The following is an 18091-nucleotide window of genomic DNA, read 5'->3' on the forward strand; positions in this document are numbered from 1 at the left end:
GTGGCCGGATTAACGGCAGTTGTATTCAACGCCGTTGGCATCGTCGATCTTGCGGATTACTTCCCAGTGTTCCTTGAAGGTGATGGGAATGAACTGTGCCTCGCCGGATTTGGAGAACTCTTCTTCCAGTTCGGAGCCTTTCCAGTCGAAGGTAAAGAAGGCTTCCTGGATCTGTTCCTGGAGCTCCGGTTTCAGGTTATGGGCAATGCCGTAGCCGGTGGTCGGGAAGGTTTGTGATTTGTAGACGCTGACGATCTGTTCGTCACTCACGACATCCCGTTGCAACATTCGGTTGAGTACCGAATTGGCAATCGCCGCGGCCTGGTAGTCTTTATTGGCGACGCCAAGAATGGAGTTATCGTGTTTGCCTGAGAACACTGGCTCAAAGTCCTGGTCAGGAACCATGTTGTAGTCGGCCTTGAGAATGGCTGACGGCGCTTTGAAGCCGGAGTTGGAGGTCTGGGAGGTGAACGCCAGCTCTCCCCCGCGAATGTCTTCCACCTTTTCAACACCAGAGCCCGGGTAGGTGATGATTTCCATCTCGTATCCGAAGGAGCCATCGGCGGCAGCCATCATGGTGAATGGACGGAATCCAGCGCAGGCAACGGCCAGGGGGTTGGAACCGGTGTTGAAGCCGGCAATGTGAAGGCGACCCGCACGCATCGCTTCAATCTGGGCGGCGTTGGACTGAACCGGAAAGAACTGCACCTGCTTGCCGGTGATGCCCGACAGGTGGTCCAGGAAACCGGACCACACCTCACGATAGACCGCTGGATCTTCAACCGGTGTATAGGCAAATACGAGGGTGGACGGGTCGGTCTGCTTTTCGGTCTGTTCCGGGATGTCGGCAACAAGGTCGCCATCACGATCCTGGTATCGTGAATCCAGCTTGAAGGCGCTGTGGGCAGCGACGGGCAGGAGTATTGAGGCAATGGTGATAGCAGCAATGGTACGGTTCATGAGGCAGTTCCTTGTGTCCTGTTGATGACGTGAATATGACACTACGGAAACTGTGTGATGGTTTTGTGACAGGTAGAACGGGCAAAAACGCGAAAGCGTTGCTATGGCTTCAGTTAGCACTTGTTTTTATGGCGCGCCTGAGCGAGTTTAACTCCATAGATGTTGTATAATTGCACTACTGTACTATTTGGCGACAGGCAAGCCCACTGTATGCAGATGTTGTACTCCCTAAACGCCGTAAGGCTGATGCTCCTGATCGCTTTGAGCTTTTTGGTGCCTTCGGCGGCGTATGCGGCAGTGGACCTGGACGAGGGATGGGAATATCGGTGGGGCGATTCTCCATTGACCGAGGAGGGGGTGCCGGAGTGGACTCTGGGTCAGGCCCCCTGGCAATGGAACGCTATCAGCTTTCCATCCAACCCGCCTGGTCGCAACGGACAAGAACATGTGTGGTATCGCGTCACCCTTCCGGAGGGCGAGTGGCAGGAGCCGGTTCTGTATATCTACAGTGTCGATCTGATTGTCCAGGTCTGGCTCGACGGCGAGAACATCTACCAGTACGGCACGTTTGATGATCAGGGCCGGGGGCGTTTTGAAGGTTGGCCCTGGCACGCGATTCCGCTGCCTGAAGAGTTTGCGGGTACGCCGATCTACTTTCGCATTTTCTCTGATTACACCGACATTGGTCTGTGGGGTGAAGTCTCCATTATGGAGCAGCCGGCCCTGACCCTGTTTATCGTGAAAAACTCCCTCGAAGCCCTGGTCATTTCCGGCTTTTCAGCCCTGATTGCCATGCTAGCGATGATCTTTGCCCTGTTGCAAACGGAAAAGAAGAGTTTCGGCAGCATTGCCCTGTTCTCTTTGTCGTCCGCTGTTCTGCTTCTGTCCGACAGCCAGGCCAGTCAGTTGATCTGGAACCTGCCGATGATGTGGGACTATCTGGCCGCTGGTTCCTACTACATGCTGCCGGTGGCCATGGCATTGTTGCTGGAGCAGTGGTTCAGTGATCGCCGGCCCTGGTTGATTAATCTGGTCTGGAAGATTCACCTTGTCTACGCGGTGGTGGCGATAGGGCTGGCATTAATGGGTGTGGTTGACCTGTCATCAACGTACCCGCCGTTTGATGCGCTGCTGTTAGCGTCCCTTGCAACCGTCACGGTCGTTGTCGTAAAGCGGTTCAGACAACTGAAGATTGAACAGCAGATCATCCTCGCCGCTTATGGCGTGTTCTGCAGCTTGTTGGTGGTGGATATGGCCGTTGCCCACGGCGTCCTGCCCTGGGGGCGGGTACCGGTCAGTTGGGGAACGCTGGTCTTCTCGCTGGCCGTAGTGATGATTTCCCTCTGGCATTATGCACGAACCCAACAGGCGCTCCATCGGTTGAACCTGTCGCTGGAGCAGCAGGTAACAGAGCGAACCCAGAAGGCGGAATCGTTGGCTCGCCGTGAGCAGGCCAGGGTGAGGCTGCTCACGTTCGAGAATGAAAAAACCCGTGTTCTGAACGACATCAACGGGGAACTGCAGGATTGCATCAGCCTCAACCAGACGTTCCATATCCTGGCGCGACGACTTCCTGACCTGTGCAGTCCTCTGCGGGGAAGGCTATATCAGCGTGTGGAAAACGGCAGCGCCTATGAACTGTTGACTCGCTGGGGGTATGCCGGGGAACCGGAATCACCATTACGCATCGAAACTCCTGAGGGCCCGCCGCCCCATAGCCAGATACCGGCCCGCCATGTTCAGGACCTGGATCAGTCCTGGTCCGGGTGGCAGAAGGACGAGGATGAGTCATTGTGTTTGTGGATCAATCTGCAGTCGGCAACCGAGGGGGCGGTGACAATGGCGCTGTTGTTTGTGGAAGTGCCGGACGAGTTTGCGGCTGACGGCACGGATTACGGCGTGGCCCGCTTGTTCCAGACGTTAAGTCAGGGGGTGCAGAAAATCGGTATCGCGCTCTCAAGCATCAGCTTGCGGGAGGAACTGCAGAAATACTCGTATGAGGATGCGCTCACCGGCCTGAAGAATCGCCGTTATTTTGATCAGCTTCTGGAGCACGAGTCGGCGGTGGCCTTGCGTGGTGACCAGCCGCTGTCACTGCTGATGGTGGATATCGATCATTTCAAACGCTTTAACGACACTCATGGCCACGAAGCCGGCGATTCCGCTCTGAAAGCCGTGGCCGGTGTGTTGGCGCGGCATTTCCGCGACAGCGATGTGGTCTGTCGTTTTGGAGGCGAGGAGTTTGTCATCATCATGGCCGGCTCCACCGCAAAAGCCGCTTACGATAAGGCGCGAGAACTGGCCCATGCCGTCCGTGCTATGCCGGTGGAACATGGTGGCTTTGAGTTGGGCCACGTAACCATATCGGTGGGGGTGTCCAGCTGGCCCGAGTGCAGCGATTCCCCAGACAGCTTGCTCGGACTTGCCGACCGGGCCCTTTACCGCGCCAAGGAGGCGGGCAGGGACCGGGTAGAAATTTCATAGGCGCCGGAACGGGTACTAATGCCAGATGTTGCCGTCGATCTTTTCGTGCAGCTCAGGGTAGTCTTTTGATTTGAAGTGGGGTACCTCGCCCTGTTTGCGCTGGGCAAGATAGTCTTTTGTCAGCTTCACTACCGTACCTGACAGCATGACAATGGCAATCAGGTTGATGGTTGCCATCAAACCCATGGATGCGTCAGCGGCGTTGAAAACAGTCACCACCGCCTCGTAACTGCCCCAGACAACCATCCCCAGGACGGCAGAGCGAAGCAGTGTAATGGCGATGGTACTGTCACCGCCCAGATGGATCAGGGCATTCTCTGCGTAGGTGTAGTTGGCGACAATGGACGTGAATGCAAAGAACAGGATGGCAATGGCGATGAAATAGGCGCCGGACTCACCAATGTGGCTTTGCATGGCATCCTGGGTAAGCTGGGTTCCGGTAATGCCCGAGCCTGGTTCCATGACGCCGGAGAGCAAGATCATCACTGCTGTTGCGGTGCAGATAATGATGGTGTCGACAAACACGCCGAAAGCCTGCACCAATCCCTGGGATGACGGGTGGTGGGGCGCTGGTGTGGCCGTTGCCGCAATGTTGGGCGCCGAGCCCATGCCGGCCTCGTTGGAGAACAGCCCGCGCTTGATACCATTGAGCATGGCGGCGGTAATGGAACCCGCCGCGCCGCCGGCGGCTTCTTCCAGCCCGAAAGCGCTCTTTACGATGGTCATCAGCACGCCCGGCACTTCAGTGATGTTAATGGCCATAATCACCAGAGCAATAAGCACATAGAGACCCGCCATCAGCGGCACTACCAGTTCTGCGAACCGGACGATGGAGCGCAGGCCACCAAAGATGACAATGCCCGCGAGAACAGCGATCACAATGCCAACCCAAATCTTGGGCACTCCAAAGGCACCCTGCATGGCATCGGCAATGGAATTTGCCTGAACAGCGTTGAAGACCAGTCCGAAGGACAGGATCAGGCAGACGGCAAAAATACTGCCCGCCCACGGCGCCTTCAGGCCCTTGGTTATGTAGACCGCAGGCCCACCCCGATACTGGCCTTTGCCATCACGTACCTTGTAGAGCTGTGCCAGCGTGCTCTCCGCGTAGCCGGTTGCCATACCGACCAGGGCGACCATCCACATCCAGAAGATGGCGCCAGCACCGCCAAGATACAGGGCCACCGCGACACCGGCGAGGTTGCCGGTGCCCACGCGAGAGGCAAGGCTGGTGCATAGGGCCTGGAACGGCGATATACCGTGGACATCGCTGTCACGGGAGCCACGAATGGCGCGGATCATTTCCCCAAAATTGAGGAATTGCAGAAAACCCAGACGGATGGTGAAAAAGACACCAACGCCCAGCAGGCCGTAGACCAGAACGTAGCCCCACAGAATGGAGTTCAGCGAATCTACGATAGTGGTCATAGTTCTTCCTTAAACAGTTGTCGTTAAACTACCAGCACTGGACATTTCGCCTTGGAAGCGACGCGGTGGGACACGCTGCCAAGCAGCATACCCTCTTTATCGCTGTGAGTGCCCCGGGTACCGACCACAATCAGGTCTACTTCCTTGTCCTTGGCAAACTTGACGATCACGCTGGAAGGACGGCCGGCTTTAACAAAGCCCCGAACCTTTACCGCCCCCTTTTCCTTGGCCTTTTCCTTGGCATGGTTGACGATCTCCTTGGCGTATTCCGATAGCACCTTGTCAGGGATATCCATGCTATCCGGCCGGCCAATCGACAGAGATGCCTCAAACAGGCTGTGATGCTTGTAAACACAGATCAGATAGATCTCGGTGTCCATGAGTTTTTGTAGCTCAATGGCCTTGTCCATGGCCTTGAAGGATGACTTGGAACCGTCAACGGCCACCAGAATTTTCTTGAACATTTCACTCTCCCTGAAGTCCGGTCTCTATATCCCTCAGCGGAACGCAACGTCACGAAGGAACAGCGCAATTTGCGGGAAGGCGATGATCAGCCCGGCCGCTGCCACCAGCATAAAGACGAACGGTGGCGTACCACGGATTACTTCCCAGTATGGGCGCTTGAATATGGCGATGGCGGTGAATATGTCACAACCAAAGGGTGGCGTTGCAGAGCCTATGGCGACCTGCAGTGTAATCAGAACTCCGACGAGCACTGGGTCCAGACCGGTGGCTTCGATCGCCGGTGCAAAGATCGGCGTCAGCACCAGTATCACCACGATCGGGTCAACAAACATGCAGGCAACAAAGAAGGCGATACAGATCGCAATCAGGACACCTACCGGGCCGGCTTCATTGACGCCAACTGCTTCCAGTATTGTTTGTGGAATCTGTGCAAACGAGATAATCCAGGAAAAGCCGTTGCCCACGGCAACCAGTATGAAAACCACAGCGGTAATCAGGCCGGTGGACTTGGCAATCCGATAGATATCCGGCAATTTCAGCGAGCGGAACACCACGAATTCGAGTAAGAAGGCGTACAGCACGCACACAGCGGCGGCCTCCGTTGGGCTGAAAATACCGCCGTAGATACCACCAACAATGATGACCGGGAAGAAAAGAGGCCATAGTGCTTCGCGGACGGCGACCCCCCGTTCTCTCCAGCCGGCCCTTTCCTCGGTGGGGACCTTGTTAATGTATGCATAGATCAGGCAGTAGATTGAAAACATCATCAGAATCATGACGCCCGGGCCGATGCCTGCAATGAACAGTTCGGCAATGGAGGTTCCGGAAATAACCCCGTAGATAATGAAGCCGATACTGGGGGGGATCAAAAAGGCAATGTCACTGGAATTGATGATCAGCGCCAGTGAGAACGAGTCGGAATAGCCCGCTTTAAGCAGTTTGGGACGCAAGGGAGAACCAACAGCCACAACCGTCGCCTGGGTGGAGCCGGATACCGCACCAAAGAGGGTGCACGAGGTGGCTGTACTGATCGCCAGCCCGCCTTTGATGTGCCCGATAAAGGCCATCACCATATGGATAAGGCGGTCGGCGGACTGCCCGCGAGTCATGATATCAGCCGCCAGAATGAACATGGGCACAGCAATCAAAGAGGCTGGACGGATACCTCCCATCATTTGCTGGACGAACGTGCCCATCTGGCCGAAGCCATCAAACATCATTACAAAACCGACCACCGCACCGGTAATCAGCGGAACCATCATCGGGAAGCCCAGGAGCAGCAGCCCGATCATGATTACCATCATTATAGTCGCCATGAGTTTCTATCCTTTGTTAAAGCAGCTGCAGGTTCAGACTTCCGACTCACTATCAGAGTAGCCGTCGATCACACCAGTGGAGAGATAAACATCCTTGCTGGTGAGATTCTTGATCGCTGTGAGGAAATACTGAATGCCGGTAATCGCAAAGCCCACTGGCGCCCAAACGTAAATCCACCAGATCTCAAAGCCCAACGCAGGGAGAATTCGCCCACGGCTGTAAAGGGTCTCGACGTATCCATAGGAGTGGTAGCAGAGGAAGAACATTACCAAAGAGGTAAACAGGGCGATGAAAATCATCAGTACTTTGCGCCCTTTTGGCGGGATCGCATCATAAACCGCAGACATGCGGATATGGCGGCCATGGCGGGCCGCGTAGCCGATGCCGGCAAACGTGATCAGGATAATAAGAATCCGGTTAATCTCGCCGGAGAAAAACAGGCCTTCTCCAAAGACAAAGCGTGCAATAACGTTGATGCATGTGTTGACGGCCATAAGGATGACGCCAACCGCGAGCATCACGGCCTCAGTTTTGGCAATAACTTCATCAATGGTTCCCAGAAACCCGGGCAGGCCGGACTCGTAGGTGCCGGTATCGTCTTCTAGATCCGGGGAGTTCTCGGACATGGGGGGTTGCTCCAGAACATATCGCTCCCAGCCGGCAGGAGGTCCCCGGCGGGGCGGGGTTAAAACAGATTCCCGCCGGGCAGGGCCGGCGGGAATGGTTCCTTCAGGATCAGTTGCTCTGAACTTCCTTGAGGTCTTCCTTGAACTGGTTCAGCAGTTCTTTACCGCTTTCGCCAGTCATCTCGATGAACTTCTCTTCAACCTGCGGCGCGCGGGCCTTGAAGGCTTCGATCTGTTCGTCGTTCAGGCGAGTGACGGTGACTTCGTCGCTGGCTTTCTGGATCTTCTCAAGGGCTTCTTCAGCGAGACCATCGATGTGAACGATGATTTTCTCGAACGCGTAATCCGCAGCGTCCTCAACAAGCTTCTTGTCTTCGTCGGACAGGCCGTCGTAGAAGTTCTTGTTGGCCATCATGGCAGTGGTGAACCAGCCGTGACTGGTGAAGACCAGGTTCGGGGAAACTTCATAAAGACCGCCGGATTCGATCCAGAAAATCGGGTTTTCCTGACCCTGGATCATGTTGGTCTGCAGGGCGCCGTAAACTTCACCCCAGGGCAGCGGCGTGGGGGTTGCACCAAACGCTGAATAGGTTTCCGACAGCAGCGGGTTGGTCATGACACGGATCTTCTTGTTGTTGAAGTCTTCCGGTTTGCTGACGGGCTCGTCCACCGTTACAACCATTTCGCCTTCCGGGTACATCTGCAGAAGCTCCAGACCATTCTGGGCATACAGCTCCGGGAAGTCCTCGTTGATCGCCTCACTTTCACGGAAGAACTTGATCACCGTGTCCATGTCGGTCGGCATCAGGTAAGGAATGAAGAAAATCTGCGCTTCCGGAATCAGCGAGCCGGTGAAGCCGGGAGACTGGTTGACGAAGTTAAGGATGCCAGCCTGGGTCTGCTCCATGATGTCGTCGGATTCGCCGAGCTCACCAAAACGATAAATCTGCAAGGTGTGGTCGGAGTTGTCTTCGATGTATTCCTTGAAGTCGTAAGCGAATACGTCCTGGACATCACCTTCATATTCTTCGTGCGCATAGCGCCAGTTGGCAGCATTCACCGAATTCGCCGCTGTCATTGCGGCAAAGGCAAACGCAGAAAATCCTGCCAGTTTCTTGAACTTGCTCATGGTGCTCATCGCGTTGTCTCCGCTTATTTTTTTGCTGAAATGATCTGTTACATTTATTTAGACTGGCAAAACAATCCCGATTTCGCAAGAAATTGGCGAATTTACCTGGGGCCGAAAGCGACGCGTTCCGGTCGCCCATGCAAGTTGTGGTAGGCTTTTGTTTCTTACCGGAAACAACACACAGGGCAGGTATGCCAGTAACGCCATCCATCGAGCCCGGCTTTCACGCCATCCACGCGAATCATCTGGAAGACCTGCGCCGGGCTGTGGTCTGGATCTGCCGGCAAAGCCCCCTGCCACCGCTGGAAAGTGAAACCTTTCTGGTGCAGAGCAATGGTATTGCCCAATGGCTCAAGCTGGCACTGGCTGAAGACCCGTCCGAGGAAGGTGCTGATGTCGGGGTCGGCGGCCTGGGGATTGCGGCCGGCATGGATTTTCTGTTTCCCGCCCGCTTTATCTGGCAGGCCTACCGTGCGGTACTGACCTCGGAGGGCGTACCGGAACAGTCCCCGTTTGATAAGTCCCGACTGGTCTGGCGCCTGTTCCGACTACTGCCGGAGTTGATCGCGGACGACGACGTGTTTGCGCCGTTGCGACGATTCATGGCCGGAACGGATACTGAAGCCCGACGCTACCAGCTCGCCGGCAAGATTGCGGACCTGTTCGACCAGTATCAGGTTTTCCGCGCCGATTGGCTGGCGGATTGGGAAGCCGGCCATGACCGGCTGCGGATGGCGCGCGGCGAATACCGTGAGCTGGGCGATGAGCTGCGCTGGCAGGCGGTACTGTGGCGCAGGCTGGTGGCCGATGTGGGCGAACTCGCGGGTACCAGCCGTTCACGCATTCACACCCGGTTCATGGCGCAAGGGCAGGCACTGACAGCCACAGACCGGCCTCCAAACCTGCCCCGTCGTATTGTGGTCTTCGGTGTGTCATCCCTGCCGAAGCAGGCGCTGGAAGCCCTGTCCGTTCTCAGCCGGGTCAGCCAGGTGGTGCTCTGTGTCCATAATCCCAGCGAATTTTACTGGGCCGACATCATCAGCGACCGTGACCTGCTGACGGCGGACCGCAAGCGCGGCAAGACCCACCCGGAACTGGCGGCACTGACCGACCCTGATGCTCTCCACCAGCACGCTAACCCCCTGCTGGCGGCGTGGGGCAAACAGGGGCGGGACTACATTCGCCTGCTGGACGAATTCGACAACCCCGAGGCGTACCAGGGCCGCGTGGCAACTCCGGAGGGCCGGATCGATATTTTCACGCCCCACGGAGATCCGGATAAGCCTGCGCTGTTGCATCAGATCCAGAACGACATTCGTTCGCTCACTTCCCAGGCAGAGATGCTGGGGCAGGCACGGACCCTCGATCCGTTCCAGGACGATTCCGTGGTGTTTCACAATGCCCACAGCCCGCAACGGGAAGTGGAGATTCTTCACGACCAGTTGCTAGCGGCATTCAACAGCAACCCGCAGCTTCGGCCCCGCGACGTGATCGTCATGGTGCCAGACGTCGACACCTACGCACCTCACATCCAGGCGGTGTTTGGCCGTTACCCGTCGTCGTCCCGGCGCTACATCCCGTTCACCATTTCCGACCAGGGCCAGCGGCATCGTCAGCCGGTGCTGATTGCACTGGACACGTTGATGGCGCTCCCCGAAAGCCGTTTTGGCGTCAGCGAGATCATCAGCCTGCTGGAAGTGCCGGCCGTACGCAGCCGGTTCGGTATCGCCGAGGGCGATCTTCCATTGGTACGCCAATGGGTGGACGGCGCCAACATTCGCTGGGGCCTGCACAGCGAACATCGCAGCAGTCTCGACTTGCCTGAGGGGCTGGAACGCAACACCTGGCAGGCGGGGCTGCGGCGGATGCTGTTGGGCTATGGCGCTGGCCGCGACGATCCCTGGCAGGGCATTGAACCGTTCGAGGAAATCGGCGGCCTGCAGGCAGGTGTGGCGGGCAATCTCTACCGCTTTGTGGATCGGTTGGAAGAGCTCTGGCACGAGCTCAGGTCCGCTGCAACGCCGGCCGGCTGGCTCGATCGGCTGCAGTCCATCCTCGAACGCTTCTTCGCTGAACTGTCTGACGACGATTTACTACTGGTGAATCGGTTACGCCGGCAGGCAGAGCAATGGCTCCAGGATTGCAACAGTGCGGGCATGGAAGACGTGGAACTGCCCCTGAGCATCGTGCGGGAAATTCTGTTGGAAGGGTTGGAAGAAGGCGGCCTCAATCAGCGCTTCCTGGCCGGCAAGGTCAATTTTGCAACCCTGATGCCCATGCGCGCCATCCCCTTTCGGCGGGTGTGCCTGTTGGGCATGAACGACGGTGACTACCCGCGCTCGCGACCGCCGGTGGATTTTGATCTGATGGCCGTGGATTACCGGCCGGGCGACCGTTCCCGCCGGGAGGACGACCGCTACCTGTTTCTGGAGGCATTGCTCTCCGCGCGGGAGCAGCTTTACATCAGTTGGGTAGGGCGCAGCATCCGTGATGATTCGGAACGGCCACCCTCGGTACTGGTCAGCCAGCTCTGTGACCATCTTGATGCGGTGTGGCAGGTGGAAAAGTCGGACCGAAAAGCCTCTCCGGCCCTGACGATCAAACACCCGCTGCAGCCGTTCAGCCGTGAGTATTTTCCCGCCGGAAATCGCGGAGCCGGGCACAATGGCTCGCCGGACGTGAACGCAGTGCTGGCAACGCGGCGCCTGTTCACCTATGACAGTGAATGGCTCAGTGCGCACCAGCAACGGGAAACCGATGTGGTGGGCGTCGAACTGCCTTTCCTGCCTCCGGCGGAGCCACTGACGATTGCTGATATTGGCGCTTTCCTCAAGCGACCAGTGGACACCTTTTACCAGCGCCGGCTGCAGGTCCGGTTTACCGATGTGGAGAGCCTGGACACCGACAACGAGGCATTCGCCATGGACGGCTTGCACCACTGGCGCCTGGAGGACGAACTGATCCGTCATGCGGTGATGAAATCGGGCACCGAGGACGAGCTGCATCAGCGGCTGGAGGCTGCCCTGGCGAGCATGACCCGGCGAGGTGAGTTGGGCATGGGAGTGACCGAAACCGCCCTGACCCGGCAGTTGGAAAGCCGCATGCCAGACCTGTACCGGCGTTATCAGGAGGCCGTGGCGCTCTGGCCTGAGCCGGTGGAAGATATCTCAGGCTTTGAGTACCGCCATGAGCATGGCGACGCGGCGGTCACTGTTAACGACAGGCTGGGCAACCTGCGTACCCGCCCGGGCGGTGACCTCTGCCGGGTGGTGATCGCCAGTAGCAATTTGCTGGAAGGGTCCGGAAGCGCTCGCCAGCTAAAGTTCCCGGCCCTCTTGGAACACTGGGTGGCACACCTGGCAGGTAATATTCGCTACGACGCTTTCCACACCCTGATGATCGCCAAAGAGGAAAAGCGTGTCGTCAACCTGTTGCCTCTGGACACCGACCAGGCCAGGGAATACCTGGCCGGCATCCTGGGCTACTGGATTCAGGGCCAGACGCGGCCGCTGCCGATAGAGTCGGGTGCGGCCTTCGGCTATTTGCGGGGCCTTTTTCCCGCCAGGGGCGAGGGCAGTGAAGACAAAGCACTGCTGAAGGCGACGGACGCCTACGGCAAGGCTCTGGAGCGCGACAGTGGTTACCTGCGCCGGGCCTATCCGGAGGTAGATCATCTGCTGGCGGATGACGAATTCCCGCGGTTGGTGTCGGCACTGTATGAGCCACTCTGGCACGCCGAACAGGCCGGTCGGGCCAAGCCTGGCGGTGCGGGAAAGGAGTCGACAAAATGACGGAAGAGATCCGCAAGCTGGATCCCCTCACACTGTCGTTGCGTGGCAGCCAGCTGATCGAGGCCAGTGCCGGCACCGGCAAGACCTTTACCCTGGCGCTGCTGTACGTGCGCCTGGTACTAGGCCATCGCACCGTGGAAGAACCCCTCGGTGAGGGCATCATGCCGCCCAACCTGCTGGTGGTGACCTTTACCGAGGCCGCCACCAAGGAACTCCGGGACCGGATTCGCGCCCGTCTGACCGAAGCCGCGGCGTTATTCGCGGCTGAACCGGACACCGTCGACACCACGGTGATGTCAAAAGACCCACTGGTGAATCTGCGCAACGCCTGCCCAGCGGCCGACTGGCCAGCCTGCCGCCGCAAGCTGCTGTTGGCCGCGGAATGGATGGACGAGGCTGCCGTGTCCACCATCCACGGCTGGTGCAATCGCATGCTCAGCGAGCATGCCTTCGACAGCGGCAGCCTGTTCCGTCAGACCCTGGAGACCAGTCAGACGGACCTGCTGGATGACGTTGTGAGGGATTACTGGCGCACCTTTATCTACCCCATGCCACCGGAGTTGATGGGGGAGGTGCTGGACACCTGGAAAACCCCGGAAAGCCTGCGCCAGTCAGTGCGCAACCTGTTGCCACACGTTGATGCCCTGCCAGTGCCGGAACGTGACCCACTGGCCGCTGCGGAGGAGGCGAAACGCCTGCGGGAGGTGGAACTGCAGGCTCTGAAAGCCCCCTGGCCGGCCTGGTGCGACGAACTGGACGAGCTGTTGGCGGAAACCACGAAGCGAAAGTCGAAACCGCTGCATGGCACCACCAAAAACTCCCTTCAAAAAGCCGTGGAACACCTTCGGGAATGGGCCACAACCGATGCGGCTGAACCGCATGAGTTCCTGTCGAGCAAACGCACCAAGGGTTTCGATACCCTGGAGGCGGACGCGTTTGCCGAAAAATGGACCGGCGAGGATGAGCCTCCGCATCATCCTGCCATGGACGCCATCACCGAACTCAAACCGGCATTGAAAACCATGCCGGTGGCGAAAGCGGACATTCTCAATCATGCCGCCTGCTGGATCGCCCGTCGCCTGGACAGCGAAAAACAGCGCCTGGCCAGTATGGGCTTTGACGACCTGCTCACACGACTGGATGCCGCGTTGGGCGGCCCCCAGGGCGAACGCCTGGCAGGCACTATTCGTCGGCAGTTTCCGGTGGCGATGATCGATGAATTCCAGGATACCGACCCGGTGCAGTACCGGATTTTTGACCGTATATACCGGGTGGCCAGCAACGACCAGGACACCAGCCTGTTGATGATTGGCGACCCCAAACAAGCGATTTACGGTTTCCGTGGCGCTGATATCTACACCTATCTGGATGCCCGTCGGGCGGTCAGCAGCCGAACCTACACGCTGGGGACCAACTACCGCTCAGCTGTCGCCATGGTAGACGGCGTCAACCGGGTATTCGCCCAAGCCGACCAGTCCCTGCCCGAAGGGGCCTTCCTGTTTCGAGCCGGGGACGACAACCCGTTGCCCTTCAGCCCCGTGGAGGCCAAAGGTACCAGCCAGCAATGGCTTGTTAACGGGCAGCCGCGACCACCACTGACGTTCTGGACCCTGACCGATGAGCGCCCTATCGCCAAGGAAACCGGCAGGGAGGCCATGGCCGAGGCCTGTGCGGCGGAGATTGCCCGCCTGTTGAATCTGGGGCAGAGCGGCGAGGCGGGCTTTGGGGCCGAGGGCACGTCGTTTGAGCCCGTGCGACCGGAGCACATTGCTGTGCTGGTCAACAAACGTGACGAGGCGAATGCCGTCCGGCGAGCATTGGGCGCCCGGGGCGTTCGCAGTGTGTACCTCTCAGACCGTAATTCCGTGCTGCAGTCGGTCCAGTCATTGGAGATGTTGCAGTGGCTGCAGGCCTGCGCCGAACCGGGCCAGCTTCCGCTGATTCGCGCGGCACTCGCCACGCCCACCATGGGCCTGGCTTATCAGGAGCTGGACCGTCTGTTCAGTGACGAAAATGCGCTGGACCGCGAGATCAACCGCTTTCAGGGCTACCGTGAACTCTGGCAGCAACAGGGCGTACTGCCGATGCTGTGGCGCCTGCTGATGGACTATGACGTGCCGGCGAAGCTGCTGTCCGGGCCTGACGGCGAACGCGGCCTGACTGACATTCTGCATATTGCCGAACTGCTTCAGCAGGACAGCCAGCAGCTGGACGGCGAACATGCGCTCATTCACCACTACACCGAGATGTTGCAGGATTCCGACGATGAGGACGAACACCGCACCATGCGCCTGGAAAGTGATGCCGGGCTGGTCAAGGTGGTTACTGTCCACAAGTCCAAAGGCCTGGAGTACCCGTTGGTGTTCCTGCCGTTTGCCACCGAATTCCGCGAGGAAAAGCCGAACCAGGCGTTTATCAAGTACCACGATGACGAAGGCCGACTGCAGATTTCCCTGGAGCCGGATGAAGACACCCTGGCCAGGGCCGACCGCGAACGACTGGGTGAGGATATTCGCAAACTCTACGTTGCCCTGACCCGATCCCGTCACGCCACCTGGGTTGGCGCCAGCGGCATCAAAGGCTGGCGGCAGAGTGGTCTGGGGCACCTGATTGGCCGCTCTGCCAGCGATGAAGACACGGACCTGATGCCCTTCCTGCAGTCCGTGGCCACCGGCGAGCCCGCAATCGATGTGGCGCCCATGCCTGAGCCAGGAGACGACGTTTACGCGGGCGACGAGGAGCCGGAGCTTGGCAACGCCCTGGAGCCAGTGCGGGAAGCCCGGGAAAACTGGTGGATCGCAAGCTATTCCGCGATCACCTATGGCGCCCGCGGTGGCTACGGGAACGACTTCGCACCGGCCAGTGAGGATGCGGAGCAGGAGAACCTGCGTGACGAGGACGAGCCCGTTGTGGCCGATACCCTGGCCGCAATGATTCCCGACTGGCAAGGGCCGCAACCGGTCAACCAGCATGCTTTCCCGAAAGGCTCCGGCCCCGGCACCTTCCTGCATGATATTCTGGAGTGGTGCGCTGGAGAGGGGTTCCATAAGGTGGCTGATGCGCCGGAGGATCTCCACGAGCTGCTGGAGCGACGCTGCCAGTTACGCAACTGGAGTGATTGGACTGACACCCTGAAAACCTGGATCTACACCCTGATCACCATGGACATCCCGCTTCCGGGCAGCAGCAGGACATGCTCCCTGGCGGGCCTTGAAACCTTTCGGCCGGAACTGGAGTTCTGGTTTGAAAGCCATGAGGTGAACACCCTCGCCATGGACAGACTGGTCCGCCGGCATACGCTGGGTGGTGATCCGCGTCCCGAGGCTCAGCAAGCCACCTTCAATGGCATGCTGAAAGGGTTTATCGACCTGGTGTTTGAACACGAAGGCCGCTATTACGTGCTGGACTACAAGTCGAACTTCCTGGGGGAGGACGATCAGGCCTATATCCGTGACGTGATGAAAGACAAAATCCTTGAGAAACGGTATGACCTGCAGTACGTCATCTACCTGCTGGCGTTGCACCGCCTGTTGAAAGCGCGCCTGCCGGACTACGATTACGACAGCCACATGGGAGGTGCCGTCTACCTGTTCCTGCGTGGCTGTGATGCACCGGGCGCCGGCGCTTTTACCGAACGACCGGACAGGGCCCTGATTGAGGAACTGGACCGGCTGTTCAGTGGCCAGGGGGAGAAAGCAGCATGACCGGAGAAAGCGGAACCATTGCGGACCTGTTCGACGCCGTTGAGCCCGAACCGGCACCACGGTTGCCCCAAACCGCTGCCGACGCTCTGGCCCTGCTGGATGAGTGGGTGGAGCGCGACTGGATTCGTGCCCTCGATCATGCCTTCGCGACGTTTGTTTGCACGATGGTCCGTGAACAGGGAGAGCAGCCGGTGGCCATGCTTGCGCTGCTGTCAGCGATGGTGTCACACCAGGTGGGGAGGGGGCACGTTTGCCTGGATGTGCGTCATCTCTGTCGTGCCACGGAACCAACGCTGGTGCTGCCGCCGGAAGGCGTCGGTTCTCTACCTGAAAACAGCCCTAGGCCGTCGGATCTGTTTGCCAGTGTCGACGCTGACCAACTGATTGGGATGCTGGGGCAAAGCTGCGCTGTCAGCAACGGCGAGCAGGCAGCACCGCTGGTATTGGATGGCTCGCGGCTGTACCTGCGTCGATTCTGGCGCTATGAGCAGGCTATTGCCGCCGGTATTCGGGCACGTCTCGACAACCGTGTGGCGTTGACGGATACCGCTCCGTTGAAAACGGCACTGGATACCCTGTTCGGCACGGAAAACGATTCCGATGGCCCGCCGGATTATCAAAAAGTGGCCTGTGCCCTGGCAGCACGGAACCGCTTCAGTGTCATTACCGGCGGTCCCGGCACCGGTAAAACCACCACGGTAGTCAACCTGCTGGCGGCTTTGCAGTCGATGGCTTGTGAATCGGCTGAGACCGCCGGTGCCAACCCTTACCTGCGCATCCGCCTCTCGGCGCCAACCGGAAAAGCGGCCGCAAGGCTCAGTGAGTCCATCGGGGGTGCCGTTGACCGTCTGCCGCTGGAAAGCCTGCCGGGTGCACCGGATAAATCCGCCATTCCAACCCAGGTCACTACATTACACCGGCTGTTGGGCAGTCGCCCGGGTTCACGGAGTTTTCGTCACAACGAGGACAATCCGTTGCCATTGGATATCCTGGTGATTGATGAAGCGTCCATGGTGGATGTGGACCTGATGGCGTCGGTCTTTGCCGCCCTGCCCGACAAGGCCAGGCTGATTATGCTGGGGGACAAGGATCAACTGGCGTCGGTGGACGCTGGTGCGGTGTTGGGGGAGCTCTGCCAGCGCGCCGAAGGCGCACACTACCTGCCGCAAACGTCGCAATGGCTGCAAGCGGTGACCGGATGTCAATTGCCATCAGAGCTGCTGGACTCCGAAGGCCTGGCCCTGGACCAGGCGGTTGCCATGCTGCGAAAGAGCTATCGGTTTGACGAGCATAGCGGTATCGGCGTGCTGGCGTCGGCCACCAATGCGGGCCAGCTCAGCAGGGAATTGATCGGCCAATGCCGCAACCAGGGCTTTGAGGATGTGGCCTGGCTGACTGGTGAGAACGACATGGGGTGGTTGGCAAATCACGCCCTGACCGGCAGCCCGGAACGCTTCCACAACCAGGGCATGCAGCGCGTGGTTGGCGCTGCGCCGGTTGATCCTCCGGTTGGCTACGGCCACTATCTAAAGCTGATTCGTGACCGCAAACCTGTCATCGACGTCGAGGCGGATGGGCGTGAATCATGGGACGCCTGGGCAACCGAAGTGCTCACGGCGTTCAATCGCTTCAAGGTGCTTTGCGCGTTGCGTCAGGGGCCGTTTGGAGTGGAAGGGCTTAACCATGGCATTGCCGGGCGTTTACACGGTGCCGGTTTGATCGAGCGCACCGACGGTTGGTACGCCGGTCGTCCGGTACTGATCACCGGAAACGACTATAATCTGGGGCTGATGAATGGCGATATCGGCATCACCCTGAGCGTGCCCTGGGATCGTAACGACGCGGGTGAGCCGGTTGAGACCCTGAGGGTCGCCTTTCCGTCCAGTGACGGTAGCGGAGGTGTCCGATGGATATCGCCCAGCCGTTTGCAATCGATGGAAACGGTCTACGCCATGACCGTGCACAAGTCCCAGGGCTCGGAATTCACCCACGCCTGCCTGGTGATTCCGGACCGCCTGACCCCGGTGTTGACCCGGGAGCTGGTATACACCGGCATCACGCGGGCACGTCACTGGCTCAGCCTGGCGGTATGCCAGGACGGTGTGCTGAAAGAGGCAGTGGGGCGTAGCGTGATCAGGGCGTCAGGGCTGGCTGGGTTGTTGGCTTGAAGCGTCTATTGTTAACCCT

10 protein-coding genes are annotated in these 18091 nt (G+C 58.8%); 4 read left to right on the forward strand and 6 right to left on the reverse strand.

The window, feature by feature from the left end; all coding sequences use genetic code 11:
• Positions 1–9 precede the first annotated feature (9 nt).
• Positions 10–960: a phosphate/phosphite/phosphonate ABC transporter substrate-binding protein gene (phnD, locus tag AAGD24_RS01825; RefSeq protein ID WP_305936236.1), complete on the reverse strand. Its 951-nt coding sequence runs from the start codon at positions 958–960 to the stop codon at positions 10–12.
• 246 nt (positions 961–1206) lie between these two features.
• Here phnD and AAGD24_RS01830 point away from each other — a divergent pair, with 246 nt between their 5' ends.
• A complete protein-coding gene (locus tag AAGD24_RS01830) occupies positions 1207–3444 on the forward strand; it encodes a GGDEF domain-containing protein (RefSeq protein ID WP_379866328.1) in 2238 nt (745 codons plus the stop codon).
• A 15-nt stretch (positions 3445–3459) separates the two neighbouring features.
• Here AAGD24_RS01830 and AAGD24_RS01835 read toward each other — a convergent pair whose 3' ends face one another.
• The 5 genes from AAGD24_RS01835 to dctP form a co-directional block, all read right to left on the reverse strand.
• Positions 3460–4872, reverse strand: coding sequence for a sodium:alanine symporter family protein (locus AAGD24_RS01835; protein ID WP_075195428.1), 1413 nt, complete (start codon positions 4870–4872; stop codon positions 3460–3462).
• A gap of 23 nt (positions 4873–4895) precedes the next feature.
• Complete coding sequence (locus AAGD24_RS01840; protein ID WP_041333611.1) at positions 4896–5336, reverse strand: universal stress protein; 441 nt, start codon at positions 5334–5336, stop codon at positions 4896–4898.
• A 33-nt stretch (positions 5337–5369) separates the two neighbouring features.
• Positions 5370–6653: a TRAP transporter large permease gene (locus tag AAGD24_RS01845; protein ID WP_075195427.1), complete on the reverse strand. Its 1284-nt coding sequence runs from the start codon at positions 6651–6653 to the stop codon at positions 5370–5372.
• A 33-nt stretch (positions 6654–6686) separates the two neighbouring features.
• Positions 6687–7280, reverse strand: a complete 594-nt coding sequence (locus tag AAGD24_RS01850) for a TRAP transporter small permease (protein ID WP_036202413.1) — start codon at positions 7278–7280, stop codon at positions 6687–6689.
• Positions 7281–7389: 109 nt separating this feature from the next.
• Positions 7390–8418, reverse strand: a complete 1029-nt coding sequence (dctP, locus tag AAGD24_RS01855; protein ID WP_075195426.1) for a TRAP transporter substrate-binding protein DctP — start codon at positions 8416–8418, stop codon at positions 7390–7392.
• 182 nt (positions 8419–8600) lie between these two features.
• Between dctP and recC the strand changes: the two genes are divergently transcribed.
• Genes recC through recD form a run of 3 tightly spaced genes read left to right on the forward strand, consistent with a single transcriptional unit; the run spans position 8601 to position 18072 of the window.
• Positions 8601–12200, forward strand: a complete 3600-nt coding sequence (recC, locus tag AAGD24_RS01860; protein WP_379866331.1) for an exodeoxyribonuclease V subunit gamma — start codon at positions 8601–8603, stop codon at positions 12198–12200.
• On the forward strand, positions 12197–15904 hold the full coding sequence (gene recB, locus AAGD24_RS01865) for an exodeoxyribonuclease V subunit beta (protein ID WP_379866333.1): 3708 nt from the start codon (positions 12197–12199) through the stop codon (positions 15902–15904). The genes recC and recB overlap by 4 nt, the downstream gene beginning before the upstream one ends.
• Positions 15901–18072: an exodeoxyribonuclease V subunit alpha gene (gene recD / locus AAGD24_RS01870; RefSeq protein ID WP_379866335.1), complete on the forward strand. Its 2172-nt coding sequence runs from the start codon at positions 15901–15903 to the stop codon at positions 18070–18072. Before recB ends, recD begins: the two co-directional genes overlap by 4 nt.
• Positions 18073–18091: the final 19 nt, after the last annotated feature.

The organism is Marinobacter sp. M5B (assembly GCF_042604615.1).
GTDB classification, from domain to species: domain Bacteria; phylum Pseudomonadota; class Gammaproteobacteria; order Pseudomonadales; family Oleiphilaceae; genus Marinobacter; species Marinobacter salarius.

Bases quoted from the DNA above. Each gene is read 5' to 3' on its own strand.
- phnD (WP_305936236.1), bottom strand. From the start codon at position 960: ATGAACCGTACCATTGCTGCTATCACCATTGCCTCAATACTCCTGCCC.
- AAGD24_RS01830 (WP_379866328.1), top strand. From the start codon at position 1,207: ATGCTCCTGATCGCTTTGAGCTTTTTGGTGCCTTCGGCGGCGTATGCG.
- AAGD24_RS01835 (WP_075195428.1), bottom strand. From the start codon at position 4,872: ATGACCACTATCGTAGATTCGCTGAACTCCATTCTGTGGGGCTACGTT.
- AAGD24_RS01840 (WP_041333611.1), bottom strand. From the start codon at position 5,336: ATGTTCAAGAAAATTCTGGTGGCCGTTGACGGTTCCAAGTCATCCTTC.
- AAGD24_RS01845 (WP_075195427.1), bottom strand. From the start codon at position 6,653: ATGGCGACTATAATGATGGTAATCATGATCGGGCTGCTGCTCCTGGGC.
- AAGD24_RS01850 (WP_036202413.1), bottom strand. From the start codon at position 7,280: ATGTCCGAGAACTCCCCGGATCTAGAAGACGATACCGGCACCTACGAG.
- dctP (WP_075195426.1), bottom strand. From the start codon at position 8,418: ATGAGCACCATGAGCAAGTTCAAGAAACTGGCAGGATTTTCTGCGTTT.
- recC (WP_379866331.1), top strand. From the start codon at position 8,601: ATGCCAGTAACGCCATCCATCGAGCCCGGCTTTCACGCCATCCACGCG.
- recB (WP_379866333.1), top strand. From the start codon at position 12,197: ATGACGGAAGAGATCCGCAAGCTGGATCCCCTCACACTGTCGTTGCGT.
- recD (WP_379866335.1), top strand. From the start codon at position 15,901: ATGACCGGAGAAAGCGGAACCATTGCGGACCTGTTCGACGCCGTTGAG.